At 65.9% G+C, this 25,889-nt stretch carries 23 protein-coding genes and 1 tRNA gene; 13 read left to right on the top strand and 11 right to left on the bottom strand.

From position 1 onward, the window contains the following. Positions 1 to 20 precede the first annotated feature (20 nt). From ACLEJP_RS07640 to ACLEJP_RS07605, 8 genes are read right to left on the bottom strand one after another with little or no spacing between them, the layout of a single operon-like run. Positions 21 to 1,274, bottom strand: a complete 1,254-nt coding sequence (locus ACLEJP_RS07640; protein WP_440805238.1) for an ATP-grasp domain-containing protein — start codon at positions 1,272 to 1,274, stop codon at positions 21 to 23. Next, a complete protein-coding gene (locus tag ACLEJP_RS07635) occupies positions 1,255 to 2,511 on the bottom strand; it encodes a methylaspartate mutase (RefSeq protein WP_440805235.1) in 1,257 nt (418 codons plus the stop codon). Before ACLEJP_RS07635 ends, ACLEJP_RS07640 begins: the two co-directional genes overlap by 20 nt. Before the next feature lie 2 nt (positions 2,512 to 2,513). After that, entirely contained in the window at positions 2,514 to 4,010 is a 1,497-nt protein-coding gene (locus ACLEJP_RS07630) for a hypothetical protein (RefSeq protein ID WP_440805234.1), read from the bottom strand. Continuing rightward, the gene (locus ACLEJP_RS07625) at positions 4,007 to 5,245 is read right to left on the bottom strand and encodes an ATP-grasp domain-containing protein (protein WP_440805231.1); all 1,239 of its coding nucleotides are present in this window, start codon (positions 5,243 to 5,245) and stop codon (positions 4,007 to 4,009) included. Before ACLEJP_RS07625 ends, ACLEJP_RS07630 begins: the two co-directional genes overlap by 4 nt. Positions 5,246 to 5,278: 33 nt before the next feature. Next, positions 5,279 to 5,737 carry a cobalamin B12-binding domain-containing protein gene (locus tag ACLEJP_RS07620; RefSeq protein WP_170027767.1) on the bottom strand — a complete coding sequence of 153 codons (459 nt, stop codon included), beginning with the start codon at positions 5,735 to 5,737 and terminating at the stop codon, positions 5,279 to 5,281. Next, positions 5,734 to 6,957, bottom strand: coding sequence for an MFS transporter (locus ACLEJP_RS07615; RefSeq protein WP_440805228.1), 1,224 nt, complete (start codon positions 6,955 to 6,957; stop codon positions 5,734 to 5,736). Before ACLEJP_RS07615 ends, ACLEJP_RS07620 begins: the two co-directional genes overlap by 4 nt. Then, complete coding sequence (locus ACLEJP_RS07610; protein ID WP_186687713.1) at positions 6,950 to 8,020, bottom strand: LLM class flavin-dependent oxidoreductase; 1,071 nt, start codon at positions 8,018 to 8,020, stop codon at positions 6,950 to 6,952. The genes ACLEJP_RS07615 and ACLEJP_RS07610 overlap by 8 nt, the downstream gene beginning before the upstream one ends. Positions 8,021 to 8,076: 56 nt before the next feature. After that, positions 8,077 to 9,006 carry an asparagine synthetase A gene (locus ACLEJP_RS07605; protein ID WP_440805227.1) on the bottom strand — a complete coding sequence of 310 codons (930 nt, stop codon included), beginning with the start codon at positions 9,004 to 9,006 and terminating at the stop codon, positions 8,077 to 8,079. Positions 9,007 to 9,194: 188 nt separating this feature from the next. Here ACLEJP_RS07605 and ACLEJP_RS07600 point away from each other — a divergent pair, with 188 nt between their 5' ends. The 3 genes from ACLEJP_RS07600 to ACLEJP_RS07590 all read left to right on the top strand — a co-directional run bounded on the left by ACLEJP_RS07600 (position 9,195) and on the right by ACLEJP_RS07590 (position 13,280). Further along, a complete protein-coding gene (locus ACLEJP_RS07600; protein WP_440805225.1) occupies positions 9,195 to 10,511 on the top strand; it encodes an MFS transporter in 1,317 nt (438 codons plus the stop codon). Continuing rightward, entirely contained in the window at positions 10,508 to 11,896 is a 1,389-nt protein-coding gene (locus ACLEJP_RS07595) for an amidase (RefSeq protein WP_440805222.1), read from the top strand. The genes ACLEJP_RS07600 and ACLEJP_RS07595 overlap by 4 nt, the downstream gene beginning before the upstream one ends. 64 nt (positions 11,897 to 11,960) lie before the next feature. Beyond that, entirely contained in the window at positions 11,961 to 13,280 is a 1,320-nt protein-coding gene (locus ACLEJP_RS07590) for an OprD family outer membrane porin (protein ID WP_440805220.1), read from the top strand. 171 nt (positions 13,281 to 13,451) lie between these two features. Here ACLEJP_RS07590 and ACLEJP_RS07585 read toward each other — a convergent pair. Continuing rightward, positions 13,452 to 13,528, bottom strand: a tRNA-Arg gene (locus ACLEJP_RS07585). Between the two features lie 218 nt (positions 13,529 to 13,746). Here ACLEJP_RS07585 and ACLEJP_RS07580 point away from each other — a divergent pair. From ACLEJP_RS07580 to ACLEJP_RS07545, 8 genes are all read left to right on the top strand, one after another. Then, on the top strand, positions 13,747 to 14,496 hold the full coding sequence (locus tag ACLEJP_RS07580; RefSeq protein WP_289131618.1) for a GntR family transcriptional regulator: 750 nt from the start codon (positions 13,747 to 13,749) through the stop codon (positions 14,494 to 14,496). After that, positions 14,493 to 16,217: a fumarate reductase/succinate dehydrogenase flavoprotein subunit gene (locus ACLEJP_RS07575; RefSeq protein WP_440805217.1), complete on the top strand. Its 1,725-nt coding sequence runs from the start codon at positions 14,493 to 14,495 to the stop codon at positions 16,215 to 16,217. The genes ACLEJP_RS07580 and ACLEJP_RS07575 overlap by 4 nt, the downstream gene beginning before the upstream one ends. 115 nt (positions 16,218 to 16,332) lie before the next feature. Further along, complete coding sequence (locus ACLEJP_RS07570) at positions 16,333 to 16,578, top strand: 4Fe-4S dicluster domain-containing protein (protein WP_054887076.1); 246 nt, start codon at positions 16,333 to 16,335, stop codon at positions 16,576 to 16,578. 121 nt (positions 16,579 to 16,699) lie between these two features. After that, complete coding sequence (locus ACLEJP_RS07565; protein ID WP_440805215.1) at positions 16,700 to 18,106, top strand: ABC transporter substrate-binding protein; 1,407 nt, start codon at positions 16,700 to 16,702, stop codon at positions 18,104 to 18,106. Positions 18,107 to 18,121: 15 nt separating this feature from the next. Then, positions 18,122 to 18,904, top strand: coding sequence for an ABC transporter permease (locus ACLEJP_RS07560; RefSeq protein ID WP_440805213.1), 783 nt, complete (start codon positions 18,122 to 18,124; stop codon positions 18,902 to 18,904). After that, positions 18,904 to 19,755: an ABC transporter ATP-binding protein gene (locus ACLEJP_RS07555; RefSeq protein ID WP_440805211.1), complete on the top strand. Its 852-nt coding sequence runs from the start codon at positions 18,904 to 18,906 to the stop codon at positions 19,753 to 19,755. Before ACLEJP_RS07560 ends, ACLEJP_RS07555 begins: the two co-directional genes overlap by 1 nt. After that, positions 19,752 to 20,717 carry a HEAT repeat domain-containing protein gene (locus tag ACLEJP_RS07550; RefSeq protein ID WP_440805210.1) on the top strand — a complete coding sequence of 322 codons (966 nt, stop codon included), beginning with the start codon at positions 19,752 to 19,754 and terminating at the stop codon, positions 20,715 to 20,717. The genes ACLEJP_RS07555 and ACLEJP_RS07550 overlap by 4 nt, the downstream gene beginning before the upstream one ends. After that, positions 20,717 to 20,998, top strand: coding sequence for a DUF971 domain-containing protein (locus ACLEJP_RS07545; RefSeq protein ID WP_440805209.1), 282 nt, complete (start codon positions 20,717 to 20,719; stop codon positions 20,996 to 20,998). Before ACLEJP_RS07550 ends, ACLEJP_RS07545 begins: the two co-directional genes overlap by 1 nt. 106 nt (positions 20,999 to 21,104) lie before the next feature. Here the strand turns inward: ACLEJP_RS07545 and ACLEJP_RS07540 are convergent, their stop codons facing one another. Then, positions 21,105 to 21,968, bottom strand: coding sequence for an ABC transporter ATP-binding protein (locus ACLEJP_RS07540; protein WP_440805208.1), 864 nt, complete (start codon positions 21,966 to 21,968; stop codon positions 21,105 to 21,107). After that, positions 21,965 to 23,569 (bottom strand): ABC transporter permease, encoded by a 1,605-nt coding sequence (locus tag ACLEJP_RS07535; protein ID WP_440805206.1) that lies wholly within the window; start codon positions 23,567 to 23,569, stop codon positions 21,965 to 21,967. Before ACLEJP_RS07535 ends, ACLEJP_RS07540 begins: the two co-directional genes overlap by 4 nt. Positions 23,570 to 23,866: 297 nt before the next feature. Between ACLEJP_RS07535 and ACLEJP_RS07530 the strand changes: the two genes are divergently transcribed. Both ACLEJP_RS07530 and ACLEJP_RS07525 read left to right on the top strand, forming a co-directional pair. Further along, complete coding sequence (locus ACLEJP_RS07530; RefSeq protein WP_440805205.1) at positions 23,867 to 24,895, top strand: ABC transporter substrate-binding protein; 1,029 nt, start codon at positions 23,867 to 23,869, stop codon at positions 24,893 to 24,895. A gap of 37 nt (positions 24,896 to 24,932) precedes the next feature. After that, entirely contained in the window at positions 24,933 to 25,838 is a 906-nt protein-coding gene (locus ACLEJP_RS07525; RefSeq protein WP_440805203.1) for a TauD/TfdA dioxygenase family protein, read from the top strand. Positions 25,839 to 25,889 lie beyond the last annotated feature (51 nt).

Raw genomic sequence — 25,889 nt, 5'->3', positions numbered from 1 at the left:
CCGGTAGGTGGGGCTCCCGGTTACAGCCAGTCTTGCTCCCACGTCCGCCAGGCAAGTTGGTCCTGGCGGATGCGGTCAGGTTGCGGATGGACCATGAACACGGCCCCCGGCGAACTGTTGAGGTCGACGGTCGGCGCCAGGACGCGGCCGTCGCTGAAACGCCAGCGGGCGCTGTGGTACGAGGCCAGCTGGTCGAGGTGCGAGGTTACCCGGCCCAGGTCGAAGCGACCCTGGCCACGGGCGATCAGGTTGAGGGTGCAAGCCGCCTGCAACTGGCGATAACGCCGTGGGCGCTGCAGCAGGCGCGCAGGTGTCAGGCAGGCCTCGACGGTCAGGCTGACCTGGTCGGCGCCGGTGGCAGCCTGCAGGGCGGGCGGGTTGGCCAGGCCGGACAGGCGTGCGCCGGTTTCCAGCAGGCGTGGCCCGGCGGCGGTGAGGATGACCTCGGTGTGCGCCGGGCCCTCGGCGATGGCCAGGGCGTCGAGCACCCCCTCGACATAGTCGACCAAGGTCTCCAGGCACGGGTCGTCGGGAGCCAGCAGGTATTCGCTGTCGTAGATCTTGCGCCCATCCTCGCTCAGGGTCTTGGTGCAGCGCCAGGCATCGCTGAGCCAGTGCTGGCCATGGTGGCTGACGGTATTGATCACGTATTCGTCGCCTTCGAGGTACTCCTGCACCAAGACTTCATGGTTGTCGCGCATCATCAGGTTGGTGCCGCCGAGGATGGCATTGGCGGCATCGCGGACCTGGCTGGCGTCGCGGCAGATGAACACCTGGTCGGAGCCGGCGCTGTCCAGCGGCTTGACCACCACCGGCCGTGCGCCCTGGGCCTGGAACCAGGCGCAGGCCTGTTCGGCACTGCCGGTGCGCAACTGCGCTGCCACCGGCAAGCCGGTAGCGGCGACTTGCTCGGCCATCAGCGCCTTGTCGCGGCGCGCTACCGACAGCGCCGGGTCGTTGCCCGGCAGGCCAAGGGCGGCGGCCAGGCGGTCGGCCAGCTCAACGCCGAACTCGCTGCCAGTCAGCACGGCCTCGGGGTGCTGGGCCGCCAGTACCTGGCACAGCGGCTCGAAGCCGACCTCGTGCAGTTGGTAGTGCTGGGCGAACAGGGCCTGCGGGCAGCTGGCGGCGAAGGCCGCCGGCATGTCGCGTCGCGAGCTTACATGCAGCAGCGGGCGGTGCTCGGCCAGGGCGCGAGCGAGAAAGGCGCCGGTGGAGAAGGCGTCTACCAGCACCAGCGGGCGCTGGCCGGGTTCAATGCAAGGGTTGGTCATAACGGTTCACCATGTAGTGCAGCATCTGGAACAGTTGGTCAGCGCGCACGCCGTGATCGGCGTTGCCTGCCGCGTGGCTACGCGCCAGCGGCAGGCCGCCGAGGCTGGCCCAGCGCAGCGCCCCGTGGTCGTCGATCAAGGTGGTGGCGCGGCCGGGGTTGTCCGAATGCAGGCAGTAGGGGATATCCAGCAAGCCCCGGGCAAAGGCCTGCAGCAGCGCGGTGCCCAGGTCAGCGTGCAGCTCGAGCACGGCGTCGACCAGTTGCCGGGTTTCCATCAGGATCTCTTCGTAATAGCCCTGGCTGGCTGGGTCGAGCGCCGCCGGCGCCTGCGCCGCGCTGCTGCTGGCCATGTCCAGCGCCTGGAGGTTGTCGCGCACCGAGGGGATCTGCCGGGCCTCGGCCACGGTCTTGACGATCAGCCGTTCGCAACCGGTGGCCTGGGCCAGGCGGGCGCTGTCGACGATCAACCGGCGGGCGCCATGCTCGGTGCTGGGGAACACGCCCATGTAGGTGTACACCACCACGTGCCAGTGGATATCGCTCAGGTAGTGCGCCGCCAGCTCGCGCAAGGCGCGCAGTGCGCCCTGGTCCTGGGCCATGCTGGTGCCCTGGGCGTAGCTCAGCGACACGCTGCGGATGCCGTACTGGCGGAAGAACATGGCTTCGAGCAGGCCCACCGCAAGCAGCATCGAGGGTGGACATAACTGGCCCAGCAGGCAGCCGCCGAAGCTCTCGATGTGGCCATGTGCGGTGCCCTCGGCCAGCGCCCGGCAGCTTTGCCCCCAGGCATCCACCGCGTGCAGCAGCGGCAGGCGGCTGTACGGCATGCAGTAGGACACTGGGCCGCCTTCGGTGGCGTCCAGGCCGACTGCGGCCATGCGCTTGAAGATGTTCTGTGGCTGGGCCGTGCCATGGCGTACCTGGATCGGGAAGTCCGCGCCGTAGAGGCCGTCGAGCATGCCGCGCAGGGCTTCCAGCGGATGGCTGACGATAGGGAAGCCGTTGAGCGGGCTGCCGTCATTGAGGCAGCGCAGGGCGCTCTGGTAATCGCCGACACGGGTGTAACTGTCGAGAGTGATGGTACCCAGGGCGCCCGGTTGGCGAGCCACCGCCTCCAGGCCAGCACGCATGCTCGGGATGTCTGCGAAGCCCATGCGCGGTTGCACCACGAGCTGCCCGCGCTCGCGGGCACGTTCGATGAACCGCTGGAAGTGGCTGGTATCGGTGCTGGCCATGGTCAGCGTCCCGACACCAGCTCGACTACCTGTACGCCGGTGGCCGGGTCGTGGCGCACGATACGGCCCTTGTGTGGGTCGCCGGCGCGCACCCGGGCGATCAGCGAGGCATCACTGTCGAAGTCGATGGGCGCGTGCCGGTAAAGGCTGCGCAATGCTGCCAGCGGCAGGCCGCTGACCTCGCCGAGCCAGTGGCCGAGCACCTCGTCCTCGGCTTGGCCGCCGAGCAGCGCGTGCAGGTCTGGCAGGCGCCCGACCCGCTGCGGGTGACGCAGGCTCAGGTACAGCGCCAGGTCGCGGCCCTGGCTGACGAAGGGCGAGAACTGCATGCAGATCAGTTGCTCTTCGTCGAGGTCGAAGGCCGAGCGGGCGAAGCCGTCGGCCAGGGCGCGCCGGTTGGCCTTGCCGGCGGCGTCGGCGTAGGGCGCCAGGGCCAGCTCGATGAGGCGGTCTGGCATTTCTTTCTTGCGCATCAGCGCCTGGGCCAGCTCCAGGTATTCGGCCAGTCCTTCGTCATAGCTGCGCCCCTGCACCTGTTCGGCCTTGAGCCCGCGCAGGTGCGCCATCAGCATCGGGTTGGCGCAGTCCGACTCGGTGAAGCTGAACGCCAGCTCCTCGAAGCGGAAGCCGAGAAATTCGGTAATCAGCTCCCAGTGGTCGTCGACGCGGTAGCTCACCAGGTCGTAGATGCTGATGAACGCAGGCTCGCCGCTGGCGTTACCGGTGCTGACCCGACGTTCATCGAGGGCAGCGTCGAAGCCTTCGCCAAGCAGCTCGATGAAGTAGGCCTGGGCAATACCGTCCAGCGCCTGCAGCAGCCCGCGAAAGCCCTGGCGGCGGCAGTCCTCGACGTCCAGCCCCAGGCGTTCGGCCAGGCGCATGATCCAGGTGAAGTAGTGCTTCTGTTCCTTGCGCGAGTCGCCGGTGACCACTGCGTCGACGCCACCCTGCCACCAGGCGGCGCGGCCGAAGAAGTCGGCAACTGCAAGGTTGCAGCTGTTGCAGAAGGTCGGGCGGCCGTCGCCGGCGGTACGGTGGCCGTTCATCAGCACGTCGAAGCGGTTCATCGCCTTCACCTCGCTGGGGAAGGGCAGGTGACGTTCGAATGGGCGGATCTGCCGGTGGTCGACCACCAGCATCTCGACCCGCGGGTCGCCGTACAACGCCAGGGCGCGGTAGGCCCGGTCGATGTTGGCCATCACCGCATCGGCCACCCCGGCATGGCGCATGTTGGCTATGCGCAGGTGGAAGGTGCAGCCATGGCTGATGGCCAGGTGCAGTTGGGTCGCGCGCAACAGTGATACGGTGTAGGAGCTGTCCTTGCCGCCGCCGTAGGCGACCATCAGGCGGTAGTCGGCCAGGCCCGCCAGCCCGCCGGCGGCTTCAATCAGGCGTTCGCCGAACACGCGCACGGCGTGCTGGTCGTTGTCGCTCAGGTAAGGGGTGAGCCGGGCAAGCAGCACGGCGTCGTCGTGTTCGGTACGGGCGGCGTGTTTCATGCCGGTTGCGCCTCCAGGCGGTAGTGTTCAATGACGTGGCGGATGTCTCGCTCGATGCCAGCCTGGTCGCTGCCGGTGAAGATGAAACGCCCACCTTGCAATGCGTCATAGCCGCCGCCGGCCTCCAGCACCTCGCCGGGCTGGGGCAGCAGTTCGCGCCACAGCGAGGCGACCCGGGTGCGCTGCGACGGCGCCTCAAGCACCCTGCACGGCAGTTGCTGCGGCTTGGGGATGATCAGCCAACCGCCGCTGGGATCGCCGTCCTGGTCGGGCAGGGCGGCGGGCTCGCCGAGCAGGTTCTTCAGCCAGTGCTCGTAGAGGTTGACGCCGAATACCCGGTTGATCAGGTGCGGCACCTCGCTGCCGCCGACCCGCGCGCCCACCTCCAGAAACACCAGGCTGCCGTCTTCGCGCACGAACAGTTCCAGGTGGAAGGCGGTATCGCGCAGCCCCAGCGCCTGCAGGCACTGGCGGCTGAAGTCGGCGATGCGTGTACGCAACGGCGAGGCCTGCAGCAACACCGAGCCCAACGGCTGGCGCCGGGCGAAGTCAAGGCAACTATTGAGGTAGCGCGACACGGCCTGGAACGGCACCTGGCCGGTGCCGTCGGTGTAGCCGTCGACGTGGTACACCTGGCCCTCGACGAAAGCCTCCACTTCGTGGCGCGCCAGGTCGAGGCCGTCGAGGGCGGCCAGCAGCTGGCGCTCGTCGTCGACCCGCACCACGCCGATGCTGGCGGCGCCGTCCACCGGCTTGACGATCAGCGGGTAGCCGGTTTCCGCGGCGAAAGCCAGGGTGTGCGCCAGGCTCTGGCAGCGGGTGAAGGCTGGTACGGCCAGGCCATGCTCCTGCAGCACCTGTTTCATCCGCGCCTTGTCGCGGTAAACGGCCACTTCGTCCGGCCCATGGCCTGGGATGTTCAGCGCCTGGCGCACCTGGGCGGCGATCTCTAGGGTGAATTCGGACAAGGCAATCAGCAGGTCTACCGGACCGACCCGCTCACTCACCTCGGTCACCGCGGCCAGCAACTGCGAGTACTGGTTTACGTCCTCGACCTGCACCAGATGGGCGATCTGCTCGCGCGGCGCCAGTACGCCGAGCGCGCCGGGGCCGTCGACCACATAACTGATGCGGTGGGCCTGGTGGTCGAAGAAGGCTTCGTAGCGGGTCAGTTCGTTGTCCCAGCGCTGGCCATCGTGGAAGCGCGGCCAGCGGTTGACGATCACGATATGCATGGGTTCGTTCCTTGTTCGGGCAGCAGACGGGGCTCAGGTCCAGTGCGCCACGTCGCCGGTGCCGAGCACCAGCGAATAACGGGCCTGGGCCAGGCGTTCGAGGTGGTGCTGGAAGGCGTCGAGGGCGTCGGCCTCGGTGAACACCGCGTTGTATCCCGCGCCCAGCAGTTCTTCGCGCACCGCGCGGGTCTGTTCCTCGGAGGTGGTCAGCTTGCCGCCGATCACCACGTGCAGGTGCGGGTACTGCTGGCGCAGTGCGCGGATCAGTGCCAGGCCCTGGGAGTAACCGTGGCCGTTGACGCTGCTGATCACCAGCAGACGCGCGTGGCGGTGCTGCTCGACGGCGTCGAGCACGGCCTGCACCGGTGTGCAGCTGCCCAGGTTCTTTACCTCCAGGCCGCGTTCGCTCAGCCACATTTGCAAGTACACCAGGTTCCACATGTGCGAGTCGGATTCGACCGTGGCCAGCAGGCACAGGGGTTGGCTGTTCATCGGGATGCCTCCATGGCGGGGTTATCAGTACCTAGTGCGGCGTTCAGGCGCCGCGTGGTCAGGTGAAACAGCAGGGCGCCCGGCATGCATAGCAGCAGGCTCAGGGCGAGGATCAGGCCCTGAATGCCGTAGCGCTGGCCGATGCTGGCGCTGAGCAGGCCGCCCAGCGGGTAGGACGCAAGGTTGAGCAGGTAGAACGGGCCCATCACCTTGCCCAGGTGCTCGCGTGGGATCACCTTGATTCGCTGGGTACGGTTGAACACGTTGAACAGGGTGCAGCCAGCCATCGCCAGGACGAAGCTGGCACCGTAGGCGAGCACGCCGTTGGCCAGCCCCATGGCCAGGATCCCGCCGCACAGCACGGCGAAACCCAGCGCGCCCAGCTGGTGGATCGACAGCCGCTTCAGCAGCCATGGCACCAGCAGGAAGTTCAGCAGGCCCAGGGCGCCGGCGGCGCTGTTGATCAGGCCGAAGGCACCGTCGGCGGCCTGGAATACGCCGCTTACGACGAACGCATTGGCGCTGAGCACGCAGGCGAAGGCCAGGTTGATGCTGAAGTTCAGCAGCGCCAGGCTGACGATTGGCGGGTTGCCCAGCAGCAGCTGCCAGCCTTGGCGCAAGGCGCCTGGCACCGGTTGCCGGGCACTGTTGGCGTGGGTGTCGGGCAGGCCATGCCAGCACAGTGCTGCCAGCAGCAGTGCGGCGGCGGCCAGGCCTAATAGCGCCAGCTTGCCGCTGTACAGCACCAGCGTGGCGGCGCAGGCGGGGCCCAGCACCTGCGCCAGAAGCTCCATGTTCTGCACCAGCGACTGGGTGTGCGCCAGGCGCTCGGCCGGCGCCACCTGCGGCACGGTGCGCTCGACGGCCATGCGTACCGGCGCCATCAGCAGCGACAGCAGCACGCCGTTGGCCGCCAGTGCCCATACCGTCAGGGCCGGCGCCAGGCTGCAGCACAACACGGTCAGCGCCAGGCTGGCGGCGCGCAGCACGTTGGCCCACTGCAACAGGGTGCGCCCGCCAACACGGTCGGCCAGCACCCCGGCAAACGGGTAGGCGAGCAGCGCCGGCAGCCACTCCAGGGCGAACACCAGCCCCGAATAGCGCAGGCTACCGGTGGCCTGATAGACCATCAACGGCACGGCGAACAGCACCGTCTGTTCAGCCATCAGGCCCAGCAGCAGCCCAGCACCGAAGCGGCGCAGCGGCGCATGCTCAACCATGCTGGCGGTCCAGGTCGGCTTCCAGCTCGCGCAGGCGCGGCAGCACGTGCTGGCAGAAGCGGCGCATCTCGTCGCGGGTTGGCCAGCCGGAGAAGATGAACTCGCTCACCCCGACCTTCTTGTACTCCAGCAGGTAGGCGGCCACTTCCTCGTAGCTGCCCACCACGCACAGCGCCGGGCCGCCGCGGTAGGCCACGGCGCCCGACCAGAGCATCGGCGACAACCAGTCGTGGCGGGCGCCCTCGGCCAGACGGAACGAGGTTTTGACCGCCTCGGAGTCGCAGCGGGCGACAAACTGGCGTACCCATTCGCGGTGCTGCTGGTCGGGGTTTTCCATCATCGCCTCGACTTCGGCCAAGGCTTCTTCGCGGGTTTCCCGTGCCAGCACATGCATGCGTATGCCTACCGAGCGGCCGGCTGCGAGTACCTCGCGCGCGGCCTCGGCGATACCCTCGGGGGTGTCGCCGTAGCGCAGCCAGCAGTCACTGTGCGATACCGCCACCTGCTGGGCGATGCCCGAGGCGCCGCTCAGATACAGGCGTGGCCGCTCGTGGTCCTTGAACGGGAGGCCGAGCTGGGCCTTGTCCAACTGGTAGAAGTCGCCGTGGTGGCTGAGCGGGGTTTCCCCGGCCCAGAAGCGCCTGAGAATATCGATGAACTCGCAGGTGCGCGCGTAGCGGCCGTCGTGGGCAACGTAGTCACCGTAGTACGCCTGCTCGTCCGGCGAGATGCCGGCCACCAGGTTCAGCGCGATGCGCTTGTCGGACATCCACGACAGGGTGTTGACCACCTGGGTGAACAGGGTCGGGTGCAGCAGCCCGGGGCGGTAGGCGAGGATGAACTTTACGTTGCGGGTTTCGCGCACCAGCGCGCCGATCATCGGCAGCGGGTCGGGCATGTGGTAGCTGATGCCCATCAGCAGCGAGTCGATGCCCAGTTCGTCGGCTTCCTGGGCGAAATCGATGATACCGGCGAAGTCCAGGCGTCCGGTGTCGTACTTGTCGGTGGCTTTCTGCTGGCCGCTGTCGAGCGGCGAGCACCAGTGAATGCGCAAGGGGTTCATGCGGATATCTCCGGAAAGGGCCTGCCGTCAGGGCAGGCCGAGCGAGGGCGGTGGGCTCAGAACAGGAAGTCGCTACCGACGCTGCGGTCGAACAGGGCGACATCACGGATATGGCGCTTGCCGCAGATGAAGCGCAGCAGTCGTTCGATGCCCAGCCCGCCACCGGCGCTGGGGTGCAGCAGACCCTGGCGGGCGACTTCGAGGAAGTTGCCGAACGGGGTCAGGTCCATGTCCAGCTCGTTCATGCGATAGAGGATCTGGCCATGCTCGTACTCGCGTTCGGCGCCCGACAGGGCCTCGCCATAACCCTCGGGCCAGATCAGGTCATAGTTGTTGTAGTGGCCGCGCTGGCCAGGCGTCTCGCGGTCGTAGAACTCGCGGCGGTGGTTGGTGATGAAGAACGGCGTATGGGCCTTTTCCGACATCAGGCGCTCGAAGTCGTCGCCTAGTTCGGCCTGCAGTTCGTTGGTGCTGTACACCGGGAAGGCGGTTTCGTAGCGGGGTAGCTCACGGCCCAGCTGGGCCAGCTGCGCAGCGCAGTGCTCACGCACCTCGTCCAGGGTGTGCTTGACCATCTGCTCGATCAGCTGCATGGCTTGCTGCATGGTGCCGCCGCGGATCTCGAAGTCGAATTGGGAAAACTCCAGCAGGTGGCGCTGGGAGTCCTTGATCTCCGGTTTTTCCAGGCGGATGTTCGGCGCGACGATGAAGATGCGCTCGTGGCCGCGGGCAGTCAGGGCCAGCTGCTTGTGGAAGATCATGCTGGCGGTGAGTTTCAGGCGGCGCTGCTGGTACTGGATCTCGGCCGGGTACACCGCGTGGTTCAGTGGGTCGGTGATTGGCGACATCAGGATGGGCAACAGCTGGCGGAAGTCACGGTCGAGCAGGAATGTCTGCAAGGCGTGCAGCACACGGCCGCGGATAATGGCCACAGCTTCGACGTCTGGGTGGTCAAATGCGGCGATCTGGCGTTGAACATCTTCCATGATGGGGTCATCTTGTGAGTAAAGGTGGCCCGATTATTGGCTTTCGCGGTCAAAACTCAATGTACAGATTCAGGCGAAAAAGCAACCCAGACGCGCTTTTTGATTGTCCCGCCCGTCTGCCACGGTGACCATTCGCCCGACCGGTGCTGCCGGCGTCTCCGTTACCCGACTAAAGGACAGCCATGCCAATGACGGCCCACCCTCGACACGTTCCCACCCGCTTCGGCCGCGCCGATTACAAGACCTTGGGTCTTGCCGCGCTGGGCGGTGCGCTGGAAATCTACGACTTCATCATCTTCGTGTTCTTTGCGCTGATCCTCAGCGAGCTGTTTTTCCCGCCGCAGATGCCCGAATGGCTGCGCCTGCTGCAGAGCTTCGGCATTTTTGTCACCGGTTACCTGGCGCGACCGCTGGGGGGCATCCTGCTGGCGCACTTCGCCGACCGCCTGGGGCGCAAACGCGTGTTCAGCCTGAGCATCCTGATGATGGCATTGCCGTGCCTGGTGATCGGCCTGATGCCGACCTACGCGCAGATCGGATATTGGGCGCCATTGTTGTTGCTGGCCCTGCGCATCCTGCAGGGCGCCGCAGTGGGCGGGGAAGTGCCCAGCGCCTGGGCGTTCGTTGCCGAGCACGCGCCGGCCGGGCACCGCGGCTTCGCCCTGGGCATGCTGCAGGCCGGGCTGACCTTCGGCTACCTGCTGGGCGCGGTTACCGCGGCGGTGCTGGCGCGGGTCTACACCCCACAAGAGATGCTCGATCACGGCTGGCGGCTACCGTTCATTCTCGGCGGCGTGTTCGGCCTGGTCGGTGTCTGGTTGCGCCGCTGGCTCAGCGAAACGCCGGTGTTCATCGCCCTGCAGGCGCGCCGTGCAGCCGACCCGGAGGTGCCGCTGCGCACTGTGCTGCGCGAACACCGGGCAGCCATCGCCCCAGCGCTGCTGTTGACCTGCCTGCTGACCTCGGCGGTGGTGGTGCTGGTGGTGATTACCCCGACGGTGATGCAGAAGCGTTTCGGACTGCCGGCGGACCAGACCTTCGCCCTGAGCAGCGTGGGCATTGTCTTCCTGAATATCGGCTGCGTGCTCGCCGGGCGCATGGCCGACCGCCTCGGCCCCTGGCGCGCCTTGGCGATTCACAGCGCACTGCTGCCGGCCGGCGTGGCGGCGTTGTACGCCAGCCTGATTTTCGAACTGCCGCTGGTCGGCGCGGCCTACGCGCTGGCCGGCCTGTGCTGCGGCGTGGTCGGGGTGGTGCCGTCGCTCATGGTCGAACTGTTCCCGGCGGCGATTCGCGTGTCGGGAATTTCCGCCACCTACAACATCGCCTACGCCTTGTGGGCCAGCGTTACGCCGTTGTTGCTGATTGCCCTGATGCCCTGGAACCCGTGGGTGGCGGTGGGCTTCAGCGTGCTCATGGGTGCAGTGGGGTTGTGCTGCGTGCGCCTGTTCGGCCAGCGCGTGCCAGCCGCAGAAAATGCCGGTGTGCCGGCAGGTGTCAAATGAGCGGCGGGCCTTTACAGTGGCTGTCGGCGGGCGAACTGACGGCGCTTTATGCTCGCCGCGAGCTGTCCCCCCTGGAGTACCACCAGTATCTGATCGACCATGTGCAGCGCCGCGAGCCAGCCCTGAACGCGCTGTGCCAGTTCGCCCCTGAGCGGGTACTGGAGCAGGCCGCCGCGTCCACTCAACGTTGGGCCAAGAGTGCGCCGCTCGGGCCGCTGGATGGCGTGCCGGTGACCTTGAAGTCGCTGATCGCTACCCGTGGCCAGATGCTCGACCAGGGCTGCGCAGGCCTGGAGCCGCGCCTGGCTGTGGCCGACGCGCCACCGGCGGCACGCTTGCGCGAGGCGGGCGCGGTATTGCTGGGCAAGACCAGCGTGCCAGACTTCGGCATGTTGTCCTCGGGCTTGTCGAGCCTGCACGGTATCACCCGTAACCCGTGGAACACGGCGCTCAACCCCGGCGGTTCCAGCGCCGGGGCTGCGGCGGCTGCGGCGGCAGGCTACGGCCCGCTTCACGTAGGCACCGACATCGGTGGTTCGGTGCGCTTGCCGGCCGGTTGGTGCGCCCTGGTAGGCTTCAAACCGACCCTTGGGCGCATTCCTGTCGACCCGTACTACACCGGCCGCTGCGCCGGGCCGATGACCCGCACGGTGGACGACTGCGCGGCGATGATGGCGGTGCTGGCGCGTTCGGATGTACGCGACGCCACCAGCCTGCCGCCAGCCGAGCTCGACTGGGGCCTGGCCCCGGTGAGTGTGCGTGGATTGCGGGTGGGGCTGCTACTTGAGCCCGGTTGCGGTCTGCAGCCCGACGCGCAGACCTGCGCTGCGGTGCGCGCCGCCGCCGGGTTGTTCGAGGCGCAGGGTGCCAGGCTGGTGGAAGTGGCGCCCTTGATGGAGCGCCGCCTGCTTGACGGCCTCGACCGCTTCTGGCGTGCGCGCCAGTGGAGCGAACTCAGCCAGCTGGCGCCCGAGCGCCTGTCCCAGGTGCTACCGTACATCCGCCAGTGGGCCGAACCGGCCCGCCACATGACGGCGGTAGAAGCGGTGGAAGGCTTCAACCAGACCTTCGAGATGCGCCGGCGCGCCGCACGGTTGTTCGAGCAATGCGACCTGCTGCTGTCACCAACCAACCAGGTGCAGGCCTATCCCGCCGAACTGGCCTCGCCCGGCAACGACCCGCAACGGCCATTCGAACACATCGTGTTCACCGTGCCATGGAACATGGGCGAGCAACCGGCGCTGTCGATCAACTGCGGCTTCAGCGACCAAGGCATGCCCATCGGCTTGCAGATGGTCGCCCCGCGTTTTGCCGACACCTGGCTGCTGCGCCTGGCCAAGACCTTCGAGACCTGGCGCGGGCCGATCCGCCACTGGCCCGAGTGACTTCCACGCCGTGCCAGGCAGGCGCGGCCGCGACCTTTGTTCACGGACAGGAACACACTTGCACATGCAACGACGCACGCTTCTGTGCTGCGCCCTGATCACGCCCTGTGTGGCTGCGGGCCAGCCCGGCTTCATCGACGGCAGCCGCCTGGACCTCAACCTGCGGCACTACTATTCAAACCAGCACACCCAGGGCGACACCTACCTGGCGATCCGCAAGGACGGCCGCCTGACCCCCACGCGCGTGCGCGAGACCTGGGTGCAGGCGGCGATGCTCGACTATGCATCGGGCTACACCCAGGGCGTGCTCGGCATCGGTGTGGATGCCTCGTTGTACAGCGCGGTCAACCTGCAACGCGGCCATGGCCGGGTGGCCAATGGTGGCGACCGGGTATTGGTGGACAGCGATGGCGACGCTATTCCAACCTGGAGCCGCCTGGCCGTCGGTGCGCTGCGCCTGCGCCTGGCCGGCAGTACCTTGCGGGTCGGCCGGCAACGCCTGGACAACCCGATTTTGCGCTACAAGGACAACCGGGCGTTGCCGTCGAGCTTCCAGGGCGTGGCGTTGAGCGATCAGAGCATCGCTGGCCTGCAGTTGGATGCCGGGCGCTTCGACCGGGCGATCCCGCGCACCGGCACCGGCAGCGAACGGCTGACCAGCACCTTCGGTGACCGGGCGGTCAAGGCCGATTCGATCAGCTATGTGGGTGCCCGCTACAGCGGTGCGCTGTCCGCCAGTTTGTACGGCTCGCAGCTGGCAGATACCTGGCAGCAGCTGTACCTGGGGCTGGGTGGCACGCTGGGTGATCGGGCCGCGCTGGCTGTGCGCCCTGCCTTTCATTACTACCGCACCCGCGACAGCGGCCAGCAGCAACTGGGCTACATCGACAACCAGGCCTGGAGCCTGGCCACCACGCTGACGCACCAGGCCCACGGGCTGACGCTGGCATGGCAGCAGATCGAGGGCAACGAGTACTTCGACTATGTGTGGGAGTCGACCGGCAACTACATGGCCAACTCGCTGTATTCGGACTACAACGGCCCGAACGAACGCTCCTGGCAGTTGCGCTATGACTTCGACGCCAGCGCCTACGGCGTGCCGGGCCTGAGCCTGGGGGTGTGGCACGCCAAGGGCTGGGGCATCGATGGCAGTCACTACCAGGGCGATCGCAATGGCCGCCACGCCGGGTACAACGTGCGCGGCCTACGCGGTGCGCGGCATGAGGAGAACGGCCTGGTGCTCGGCTACGTGCTACAGGGCGGCCCCTGGCGCGACACCAACGTGCGCACCATCGTCTACAACCATCGCGCCCATGGCGGGCAAATCGATGGCAGTTACGACGAAGTGCGCTTGGTGGTCAACATGCCGTTGCGATTGTTCTGAAACGCCTTGATCCAGCATGGGTGGATGTCGCTCGCGAGCGTAGGTGCTCAGGCGTGGGCGTCGGCTTTGATTTCGAAGGTTTTGCGTAGGGCTGGATAGCCTTTACGGCGAATTGGATCAGGGCGGGTTTGTGTCAGAACCGCTAACCCTTCTGACACAAGTGAGGGAAGATGGCGCACTCGGCGGGATTCGAACCCACGACCCCTGCCTTCGGAGGGCAGTACTCTATCCAGCTGAGCTACGAGTGCAACGCGCACGCATGATACCTATCTGTGCCGATGGCGTCCATCGCCTTGATCTGTAGCTGTTTTTCCTTTCTTGAGCTGAAGGTGCCAAACAGGGCCGGCACAAGCCACAGCAAATCCGTCTAACCATATGCGATATCAGTATTTGCCTGTCGAGGCTTATACCCTCTAGGCTCTGGTCACAACTTGTTATAACAAGTCACTGACCAGCGAAGAGACCCATGGCCGAACTGCTTCCCCTGTCCCCGGTACCGCTCTATACCCAGCTAAAGGAACTGCTGCGCGAGCGCATCCTTGATGGCACCTATCCGTCGCACAGCCGCATGCCCTCCGAAAGCGAGCTGGGCAAGGCTTTCAATGTCAGCCGCATAACCGTGCGCCAGGCGCTCGGCGACCTGCAGAAAGAAGGGCTGATCTTCAAGATCCACGGTAAAGGTACCTTCGTCGCCAAGCCCAAGGCGTTCCAGAACGTCAGCACCCTGCAGGGCCTGGGCGAGTCATTGACGCAGATGGGTTACGAAGTGATCAACCGCCTGCGCAGCTTCCGTCATGTGCCCGCCAGTGCCCTGGTGGCGGCGCGCCTGCAGGTCGAGGAGGGCAGCCTGGTCACCGAGATCCACCGCGTGCGGCTGATCAACCGCGAGCCGGTGTCCCTGGAACTGACCTGGTTGCCCAAGGCCATTGGCGAAAAACTGGAAAAGGCCGACCTGGTCACCCGTGACATCTTCCTGCTGCTGGAAAACGACTGCGGCATCGCGCTCGGCCACGCCGACCTGGCGATCGATGCGGTGCTGGCCGACAGCGACCTGACCCAGGCGCTGGAGGTGGAAGAGGGTTCGCCAATCATGCGTATCGAGCGTCTGACCCACGCCGCCGATGGCACACCCCTGGACTTCGAACACCTGTATTACCGTGGCGATGCCTTCCAGTACCGCCTGCGTATCGACCGCCAGAAGGGGAGCAAGGCATGAGTATCCAGACCCAGGACTACGACATCATCATCATCGGCGGTGGCACTGCCGGGCCGATGGCGGCGATCAAGGCCAAGGAGCACGACAAGCACTTGCGCGTGCTGTTGCTGGACAAAGCCAACGTCAAGCGCAGCGGTGCCATCAGCATGGGTATGGATGGCCTGAACAACGCCATCATTCCCGGCCACGCCACTCCCGAGCAATACACCAAGGAAATCACCGTGGCCAATGACGGTATCGTCAACCAGGCCACGGTTCATGCCTACGCGACTCACAGTTTCCAGACCATCGAGCAGCTCGACCGCTGGGGCGTGAAGTTCGAGAAGGACGAAACCGGTGACTACGCGGTGAAGAAGGTTCACCACATGGGCGCCTACGTGCTGCCGATGCCCGAGGGGCACGATATCAAGAAGGTGCTGTACCGCCAGCTCAAGCGCGCCCGGGTGGAGATCAGCAACCGCATGGTCTGCACCCGTGTATTGCTCGATGGGGACGGGGCGGCGGCGGGTGTCCTCGGCTTCGACTGCCGTAGCGGCGAGTTCCGCGTGGTGCGGGCCAAGGCGGTGATTCTCGCCTGCGGCGCCGCCGGGCGCCTGGGGTTGCCGTCGTCCGGCTACCTGATGGGGACCTACGAGAACCCGACCAACGCGGGTGACGGTTACGCCATGGCCTACCATGCTGGCGCCGAGCTGGCCAACCTCGAGTGCTTCCAGATCAACCCGTTGATCAAGGACTACAACGGCCCGGCCTGTGCCTATGTCACCGGCCCGCTGGGGGGCTATACCGCCAACAGCAAGGGCGAGCGCTTCATCGAGTGCGATTACTGGAGCGGGCAGATGATGTGGGAGTTCCACCAGGAACTCGAAGGTGGCAATGGCCCGGTGTTCCTCAAGCTCGACCACCTGGCCGAGGAGACCATCCAGACCATCGAAGACATCCTGCACAGCAACGAGCGCCCCAGCCGTGGTCAGTTCCATGCCGGGCGTGGCACTGACTACCGCCAGCACATGGTCGAAATGCACATCTCCGAGATCGGTTTCTGTTCCGGGCATTCGGCGTCGGGGGTGTGGGTCAACGAAAAGGCCGAGACCAGCGTCAAGGGCCTGTATGCCGCCGGCGACATGGCCGCAGTGCCGCATAACTACATGCTCGGTGCTTTCACCTATGGCTGGTTTGCCGGGGTGAACGCCGCGCGATACGTGGCCGGTCGGCAGCTGGCCGAGGTCGATGCCGGGCAGGTCGAGCGCGAACGCGCGCGGGTGTTCGCCCCGCTGCAGCGTGAGCATGGTCTGCCGCCGGCGCAGGTGGAATACAAGCTGCGACGCATGGTTAACGATTACCTGCAGCCGCCGAAGGTGACCAGGAAAATGGAAATCGGCCTGGCGCGCTTTGCCGAGATCGAGCGCGACCTCGAGCAGATGAAAGCCAGCAACCCGCATGAGCTGATGCGCGCCATGGAAGTCACGGTAATCCGCGATTGTGCCGAGATGGCGGCGCGCGCTTCGTTGTTCCGCGAGGAAAGCCGCTGGGGCCTGTATCACCACCGGGTGGACTTCCCCGAACGCAACGATGCCGAGTGGTTCTGCCATTGCCACCTGAAAAAAGGCGAAAACGGTGAAATGACCAGTTTCAAGAAAGCAGTCGAGCCGTACCTGATCGCATTGGATGTCGAAGAGCAGACTGCCTATGACCGCTTGAGGGTCAGAACCGATGCCGCCTGAGCGACACCTTACCCTGCGGGAGCGGATTTATCGAGGCGTCGGCCCCGTCCCCACAGGTGAACCTGCAAGCCTCTAGATGAAAAGGTGCCCATGAAGGCCCCAAGGACCCCGTGAAATGGCCTACCAGCCCCAGGAAATCCTCTTTCGCAGCAGCGCCCCGGTGACCATCGACGAAGACAAATGCATCGCCGAAAAAGGCTGCACCGTCTGTGTCGAGGTCTGCCCCATGGACCTGCTGGCGATCAACCCGGCCACGCAAAAGGCTTACATGGCCTTCGACGAGTGCTGGTACTGCATGCCCTGCGAGAAAGACTGCCCCACTGGCGCGGTCAAGGTCGACATCCCGTACCTGTTGCGCTGATTCATTCCCGCCATCCGGCGAACCACCGGACGCGCCTCTTGTAATGCCCCCTCGTTTCCCACCACCCAAGCCCGGTGGCGGAGACGACTACACAACTCAAAACGATTCGAGGGGAAACACCATGCGCCTTGTAGCAACCGTGGCCGGCTTCGCGCTGGCGCTCGCCGGCCTGAATGCCAGCGCCGAAACCATCCGCATCGCCATCGGCACCCAGGACACCACCATCAACTGCGCTACCGGCGGCTTGCTGATTCGCGAACTGGGCCTGCTCGACAAATACTTGCCGCACGATGGCAAGTACAAGGACGCCCAGTACCAGATCGAATGGAAGAACTTCACCAGCGGTGCGCCGCTGACCAACGAGATGGTCGCCGGCAAGCTCGACTTCGGCGCCATGGCCGATTTCCCCGGCTCGTTCAACGGCGTCGCGCACCTGGATGCCGGCAAGCGCAGCCTGTTCATCAGCGTGCTCTCGGGCAGTGTGCAGGGCAGCGGCAACGGTATTGTCGTACCGGCAGCGTCGAAGGTGCAGTCGCTGGCTGAACTCAAGGGCAAGACCATCTCCGTGCCGTTCGCCTCCACCGCCCACGGTATGCTGCTGCGCGCCGTCGCGGCCCAGGGCTGGGACCCGCAGAAGGACGTGCGAATCATCGCCCAGGCGCCGGAGATCGCCGGTTCCGCCCTGCGCAGCAACCGCATCGAAGCCCACGCCGATTTCGTGCCGTTCGCCGAGCTGTTCCCCAACCGCGGCTTTGCCCGCAAGGTCTACGACGGTGCCCAGGCCAACGCGCCGACATTCCATGGCGCGCTGGTGGACGCCGACTATGCGAAGAAATACCCGGAAGTGGTTACCGCCTACCTGCGCGCCAGCTTGGAAGCCGACCGCCTGATCGCTGCAGAACCGGAAAAATACAGCGAACTGATCGAGAAGGTCACCGGCATCGAGGCCGAGGTCAATTACCTGTTCCACGGCCCGCTCGGTCTGCAGACCCGCGACCTGACCTGGAAGCCTGAATACCGCCAGGCGGTAACGACCTCCATCGACACGCTCAAGCTGCTGAAGAAGACTGACCGCGGCCTCGACACCGACCAGTTCATCGACGACCAGTACATCCGTGCGGCCTTCAAGCAGGCCGGCCTGGATTACGACGAGGCGCTGAAGCACTACGACCCGCTGCCGCTCAAGGCCAACGATGCGCTCACGGGCAAGCCGATCACCGACTTCAGCCGCCTGGCGCAGATCTGGGTGCGCGGTGAAGACAAGGTGCGCCACTATGCCTCGCCGGAAGCTGCCCTTGGCGCGCTGGCCCAGCTGGAACAGGAAGGCAAGGACATCCGCGCGATCTACGCCCAGGCTGCCGACAGCGGCATCAAGCTGCTGGCCAACCAGGCCTGGTTCGTGCGCAATGCCCACGGCGAGCTGGCCGCCTTCCTGCTCAGGGACCAGGCCGAACAGTACGCCAAGGCGCATGGTGGCGAAGCGCTGGACTTCGTCAGTGCCAACCAGAAGCTGGTCGCCCAGCGCTGACCGGGAGGCACCGAGATGACCCGCGACTACAAGCGCTGGCCCGTGCGCCTGGCTTCGCTGCTGGCCTGCCTGTTGTTCTGGCAGGTGGCCGCCAGCGTCAAGCTGGACCTCGGCCTGCTGACCTTCACCTACGTCCCCACGCCGCAAGCGGTGCTGGAGGTGGCCTGGCAGTTGCTGACCTCCAGCGCGCTGCTGGCGCACCTTGGCAGCAGCCTGTCGCGGGTGTTTGCCGGATATGCCGCTGCGGCATTGCTGGGGGTGGCCATCGGCCTGCTGATCGGCCGCTCGAAATGGGCCGAGGACACCTTGCTGCCGCCACTTGAAGTTCTGCGGCCGATACCGGCTGTGGCGTGGATCCCGCTGGCGATCCTGATGTTCCCGTCGTCGGAGCTGTCGATGGTGTTCATCACCTTCACCGGTGCGCTGTTCCCGATCCTGCTCAACACCGTGCATGGCGCGGAAGCCGTCGACCCACGCCTGGTGGCGTCGGCGCGCAGCCTGGGTGCCGGGCGCTGGGCGATCCTGCGCGAAGTGGTACTGCCTGGCGCGTTGCCGAGCATCGTCACGGGCCTTGCCATCGGCATGGGCACCTCGTGGTTCTGCCTGGTCACTGCCGAGATGATCGCCGGGCAGTTCGGCATCGGTTACTACACGTGGGAGTCGTACACCTTGCAGAACTACCCTGACATCATCGTCGGCATGCTGTTGATTGGCGTGCTGGGCATGGGCAGCAGCGCCCTGGTCAAGCGCCTGGGCGCACTGGCTACGCCCTGGTACCGCACACCGAGGGCCGCCTGATGAACCGTTACCAACAGGCGCCCGGGCGCATCGATGGGCATGGCCTGTCGATTCGACTGGGGCAGGGCCGTGAAGCCTTCGAGGCGGTGCAGCGCCTGGATTTTGCCGTGGAGCCAGGGGAGTTCGTCTGTATCCTCGGGCCGTCCGGCTGTGGCAAGTCGACCTTGCTCGGCGCCCTGGCCGGACACCTGGTGCCAAGCAGCGGCCAGCTGAACGTGGATGGCCAGGCGATCGCCGGGCCGTCGCCGCAGCGCGGCATGGTGTTCCAGCACCATACCTTGCTGCCCTGGCGCAGCGTGCTCGACAACGTCGGCTTCGGCCTGAAGATGCAAGGCCTGGACAAGACCGAGCGCCGCCAGCAGGCCCGCGAGATGCTGCAACTGGTGGGCCTGGCCGACTTCGCCGAGCGCTGGCCCAGCCAGTTGTCCGGCGGCATGCAGCAGCGTGCCGAGATCGCCCGGGTGCTGATCAACCGCCCGCGCCTGCTGCTGATGGACGAGCCTTTCGGTGCCCTGGATGCGCAAACCCGCTCGCGCATGCAGGAGCTGCTGCTGGATATCTGGGCGCGCATTCGCACCACCGTGGTGTTCGTCACCCACGATATCGACGAAGCCCTGTTCCTGGCCGACCGTATCCTGGTGATGAGCCCGCGCCCCGGTCGCTTCATCGAAGACCTGCGCCTGGACTTTGCCCGCCCACGGCGTGCCAGCCTGCTGACCAGCCCTGAATTCACCCACCTCAAACGCCATTGCCTGGCCTTGCTGCGCCATGAAGAAGGCCGCGAACTGCCGCGCCTGACGCCGCTTGGCCTGCCCGCCACCGACCATCCGCCGCTCAGGATCGCGCTATGACTGTACGAAGCACCGACAACCCCGACATTCTCGCTCTGCAGCCACGTCTCGAAGCCGACGACGCCGGCGTGCGGCGCATTGCCTTGATCGAACTGGCCGACCTGGAGGACCCCGAGGCCTTGCCGTGGCTCACCGATGCCTTGTTGGTCGATGGCGCTGACGACGTGCGCGCCGAGGCCGCGCGCCTGCTGGAAGCCTGGGAGGAGCCGGAAGTGGTCCAGGCTTTGTGCGCCGCGCTGGCGGATGGTGCCGAAGCCGTACGCCTGGCTGCCGCGCAGAGCCTCAGCGAGCTGAAGACCCCGGAAGCCGGCCTGTTGATTCTGCCGTGGACGACCCACGCCGATGGCTTTGTCCGCGCCAGTGCCTTGCGCGCCCTGCGTGAGTTGCGCCTGGACGACGCTGCCGGGCCTGCGCTGCGAGCGCTGGAGGACCAGGACGCGGCAGTGCGTCGCGAAGCCGTGGGTATTCTGGGCTGGCTCAAGCACACGCCAGCGCTGCCCGCCTTGGCGAAGCTGGCCGAGCATGAACCCGACACCGAGGTACGTCGCGCAGCGATTGGCGCCTTGGGGCTTGCGCGTGATCCTGCGGTGTTGCCGACGCTGGTTGGCGCCCTGCGCGATGCCGCCTGGCAAGTGCGTGAAGAAGCCGCGACGACGCTGGGCAAGGTGGGCCATGCCCAGGCGGGGCCGGCACTGGTGGCGGCGCTGGACGATAGCTTCTGGCAAGTACGCCTGCGCGCTGCCCGCGCGTTGGGCCGCTTGCGTCATGGCGAGGCGCTGGATGCCTTGGCCGACTTGCTCGGCCATGGCGTTGCCAACCTGCGCAAGGAAGCCGCGCTGGCGCTCGGTGAACTGGGGCAAGCCCGTGCCTTGCCAGCGTTGCAGGCGGCCGAAGCGGACAGCGATCCAGAAGTGCGCAAGGCCGTCCGCATCGCCTTGGCGCAGCTGCGCGGGGCGGCGTGATGAACAGCCCGAGTGCAATACGCAATCAACGCGAGGCAGGGCAACTGACCGTGCGCTGGCAGGATGGCGAGCAGGTCATCAGCCATGCGCGCTTGCGCGGTGCCTGCCCGTGCTCGCAATGCCGCGCCGCTCATTTGCGCGGTGCAATTGGCGTGGTGCAGGACGATGTACGGGTAGAGCACATCGAGCCGCAGGGGTACGGCGTGCAACTGTTGTTCAGCGATGGCCACCAACGGGGTATCTACCCCTGGGATTACTTGCGCGGGCTGGGGGTGGCATAGCTGCACCCCCTTGGCCATGTGGCTGCTGTATTACTCGATCAGGTTGTTATCGAATGCATGCAGTACCACGTCCGCAGTCGAGCGTTTTTCCGGCGTCGGAGCGGACCTAGAGGGCGATCAGTTCTGGCCGCAACCCTTCGACCCGGCGTGTTGGCGGCGGCAGGTAGCCGCCGTCGCCGGTGATCTGATGCAGGACCCTTTCGCGCAGCCCATGCAATGCTGCACCAGAGCGCAGGCGCGGGTGCGGCAGGTCGACTTCCACCACCGACTTGATGCGACCGGGGCGCGGCTCCAGCACCACGACCCGGTCGGCCAGGTAGGTGGCTTCTTCGGCATCGTGGGTCACCAGCAAGGTGGTGATGCCGGCGCGTTCGCGGATAGCCAGCAGTTCGTCCTGCAGCTGCTGGCGGGTCAGTGCATCGAGTGCGCCGAACGGCTCGTCGAGCAACAGGATGCGTGGGCTGGCCACCAGGCCACGGGCAATTGCCACGCGCTGGGCCATGCCGCCGGACAGCTGGTGCGGGTAGGCCGATTCGAAACCGACCAGGCCCACCAGTTGCACGAACTCGTGCACACGCCGGGCCCGCTCGCCCTGGGTCAGGTTTTCGTTGACCAGGCCCAGGCCGATGTTTTGCTCCACCGTCAGCCAAGGGAAAAGGCGATGCTCCTGAAACACGATGCCGCGCTCGCCGCCGATGCCGCTGACCGTCTGGCCATCGACGCGGATGCTGCCGCTGTAGTCGGTGTCCAGCCCGACCAGCAGGCGCAGCAGGGTCGACTTGCCGCAGCCTGATGCGCCGACGATGGCGATGAACTCGCCTTGGTTGATGGCCAGGTTGAAATTGCGGATGGCCTCGAACGGCTGGCCATCGACGCTGAAGGTTTTGCCGACGCCTTCGAAGCTGACCAGTGGTGGCGTGGTGTCGGCCTGGTTGGCCGCGTGCAGGTGTGATGCATTGAAGGCGTTCATGCGGTTCTCCAGCGCGTGGCGCGCGATTCGAGGCGTTGACCGAGGGTGCCAAGCAGGGCGCCGACCAGGCCGATCAGGACCATTGCGGCCATGACCTGGTCCATGCGGAACAGTTGCTGGGCGCCGATCATCAGGCTGGCGATGCCGCCGTCCGAGGGCATGAAGTACTCGGCGCCGATGGTGCCGAGCCAGGCATAGATCAGTGACAGGCGCAGGCCGGCAAAGATCGCCGGTGCGGCACCCGGCAGCACCAGCAGGCGCAGGCGTTGCCAAAGGTTCAGGCGCAGTGTGCGGGCCGCTTCGCCCAGTTGTGGTGACAGGCCGGCGATACCACGTTGGGTGGCGATCAGCAGCGGGAAGAATGCGGCCAGGCCGACGAATACGTTCTTGGCCCCTTCGCCCAGGCCGAACCAGGCGGTGAGCAAGGGTACCCAGGCGAACAGTGCCACCTGGCGCAGTGCCGAAAGGCTTGGCCCGAAAAGGCGTTCTGCGTGGTGCGACAACCCCAGCAACAGCCCGCCGAGCAAGCCGGCGCCGCCGCCCAGGAGCAGGCCGGTCAGGGTGCGCTGCAGGCTCAGCAGCATGGCTTCTGGCAGCGAACCATCGGCCAGGCCCTTGAACAGCGTGTGCAATACGTTCAGCGGGGAAGTGAGGATGTTCGGGTCAACCCAGCCGAAGCTGTTGCTGGCCTGCCACAGCGCCAGCAGTGCCGCCGGTAGCAGCAGGCTTTGCCAGCCCCGTGGAATGGGCCCACGCTGTTGTTCGCCGGTGGCAGGTTGCGGCCAGTACAGCAGGCGCTGTTCCAGGGTCGAGAAGCCACGTTCCAGCAGCGCGCCAACCAGGCCGATCACCAGGATGCACAGCAGCACCAGGTCGAGCATGAATAGCTGTCGGCCCCAGACCATCAGGTAACCGATGCCTTCGCTGGAGGCGAGCAACTCCACGGCCAGCAACGAGGTCCAGCCGGTTGCCAGGGCCAGGCGCGCGCCGGTGAGGAAGGCGGGCAGGGCGGCCGGCAGCAGCAGGCGCAGGAACAACAGGTGGCCTGGCAGGCGCAAGGTAGCGGCGGCTTCGCGCAGCTTGGGCTGGGCATCGCGCACGCCGACCAGGGTGTGCAGGGTCACCGGCACCACCACGGCCTTTACCAGCACCACCAGCTTGAGCAGCTCGCCGATACCGAAGAACAGCATGAACAGCGGGATCCAGGCCAGGGTGGGGATCTGCGCCAGGGCCACGAAGGTTGGCAGCACCAGGGTCTGCGCATGGCGTGAGGTGCCCAGCCAGGCGCCGAGCAGCAGGCCGCTGCTGATGCCCGCCAACAGCCCCCAGAACAGCCGCTGCAGGCTTATCCACAAGTGCCCCCAGAGTTCGCCGGAGCCAAACTCCAGCGCGCTCTGCCACACCAGCGAAGGTGCCGGCAGAATTTGTTCGCTCATCCAGTGCTGCCGGCTCGCCATCACCCACAGCAGCGCAAGCAACCCCGGCAGCAACCAGGGCAGAGCACGCTCCCCTGAGAGGATACGGTCCCTGCGGGAGCGGCCTTGCGCCGCGAATGGGTCGCGCAGCGGCCCTCCCCGATTTCTGCTCAGAACTCCATTCATTGGCCATCTCTCGAAGCATTCCAATGTTATTCACTTATGGAATTAAAAATTCTTACAAGTGACTTTCAAGAGATAAGAACATGCAAACCATGCATGAGGAACCCCATTGCCATTGCGTTTTTCTCATATTTTCCATGCGTTTTCCGCAAGCTGCCCCGCGCCCCGCATGGATCCTCACTTATGGCATTCAGTTACTTAAAAATGAAGTTTTGATCTTTGTAGGTTCTAACCAGACCTGCCTAGCTTCTGGCCGAAGCGCCGGCCATCGCCGGTGGCAGCCTGCCAAGGAGCCTTGCCATGAAAACCCCGTTACGCCACCTGGTCACCGCCCTTGGGCTGGCCTTCACCCTCGCCAGCCACGCGGCCGAGCCCGCCAAGCCCGAGAGCATTCGTATCGCCGTGCCCGACCTGAGCGCGGGTAGCAAGCCCAGCGCTGGCGGCGTGGTCGATGTGCTGCGTGACCAGCAGTTGCTGGAGAAGGAATTCGCCAAGGACGGCATCCGCATCGACTGGCACTTCTTCAAAGGGGCGGGCCCTGTGATCAACGAGGCCTTGGCCAACGGCCAGGCCGATTTCGCCTACCTGGGTGACCTGGCCGCGATCGTTGGCAAAGCGAATGGCCTGGACACCCACGTGCTCTCGGCTGGCGTGCGTGGCGTGAAGAGCTACCTGGGCGTGGTACCCGGTTCCGGCATCAAGACCCTGCACGACCTCAAGGGTAAACGCGTGGCGGTGTTCCGCGGCACCGCCAACCAGCTGTCGTTCGCCAGCGCCCTGGCCAGCCAGGGCCTGACCGAGCGCGACCTGAAAGTGATCAACCTGGACTTCAATGCTGCCAACGCGGCATTGGCCGCCAGGCAGGTCGACGCCACCTGGGGCCTTTCCAGCCTGCTGTCGTTACGGGAACGTGGGTTGGTCGAGCTGCCGATCAGCTCCCGGGACCTGCAAGGTGCCGGGAGTACCCAGGCGGTGCTGTTGGGCACGGGTGATTTCATCCGTAAATACCCGGAGCTGGTCCAGCGCCTGGTCAGCGCCCAGCAGCAGGCCAGCAACTGGCTGCGTGACGAGCACAACCGCGAGGCCTATGTCGACCTGGTGGCCGCCAATGGCAACTGGCCGCGCAGCATCCTGCGCGATGACCTTGCCCAGGAAGACCTCGCCCATTACTTCGACCCACGGCTGGACGCCGATTTCGTTGGCCAGTTGCAGCAAGGCGTCGACCTGGCCGCCAAGGAACGCCTGATCCGCCGCGGTTTCCAGGTGGCCGAGTGGATCGAGCCACGCTTTCTCGATGCTGCCCTGAACCAGCAGCAGGCCGCCCGCTGAATTCTCACCCCCGACCATGACTGCAAGGACCAAGACCATGAGCAACGCTGCACTGGCCACCGCGCCACAAACCCTTGAACTTGAGATCCACCCGGTTGCCGGCCGCATCGGTGCGGAAATCCGTGGCGTGCAATTGTCTGCCGACCTCGATGCCGCCACCGTTGATGCCATCCAGGCCGCCCTGGTGAAGCACAAGGTGATCTTCTTCCGCGGCCAGACCCAGCTGGATGACCAGAGCCAGGAAGCCTTTGCCAAGTTGCTTGGCGAGCCGGTTGCCCACCCCACCGTACCGGTGGTCGACGGTACCAGCTACCTGTTGCAGCTCGATGGCGCCGAAGGCCAGCGGGCCAATTCCTGGCACACCGACGTGACGTTCGTCGACGCCTACCCCAAGGCCTCGATCCTGCGCAGCGTGGTGGCGCCGGCCTCGGGCGGTGACACGGTGTGGGCCAACACCGCCGCTGCCTACCAGGAACTGCCGGAGCCGCTGCGCGAACTCGCCGACAAGTTGTGGGCGGTGCACAGCAACGAATACGACTATGCCACGGTGAAGCCCGACGTGGACCCGGCCAAGCTCGAGCGTTATCGCAAGGTGTTCACTTCTACCGTGTACGAGACCGAGCACCCGGTGGTGCGTGTGCACCCGATCAGTGGCGAGCGAGCGTTGCAGCTGGGGCATTTCGTCAAGCGCATCAAAGGTTATTCGCTGGCCGATTCGCAGCACCTGTTTGCGTTGCTGCAGGGGCATGTAACACGCCTGGAGAACACCGTACGCTGGCGCTGGCAGGCAGGGGACGTGGCGATCTGGGACAACCGGGCGACGCAGCACTATGCGGTGGATGACTACGGGACCCAGCCGAGGGTGGTGCGCCGGGTCACTCTCGCCGGCGAGGTGCCGGTGGGTGTCGATGGCCAATTGAGTCGGACTACGCGTAAAGGCTGATATTGCCGGGGCCGCTTTGCGGCCCTTTCGCGACGCAAGGCCGCTCCCACA

The organism is Pseudomonas sp. SMV7 (assembly GCF_052041995.1).
Taxonomy (GTDB): Bacteria; Pseudomonadota; Gammaproteobacteria; order Pseudomonadales; family Pseudomonadaceae; genus Aquipseudomonas.
The sequence above is the reverse complement of the archived record's forward strand: the minus strand, read 5'-3'. Positions and strand labels throughout refer to the sequence as shown.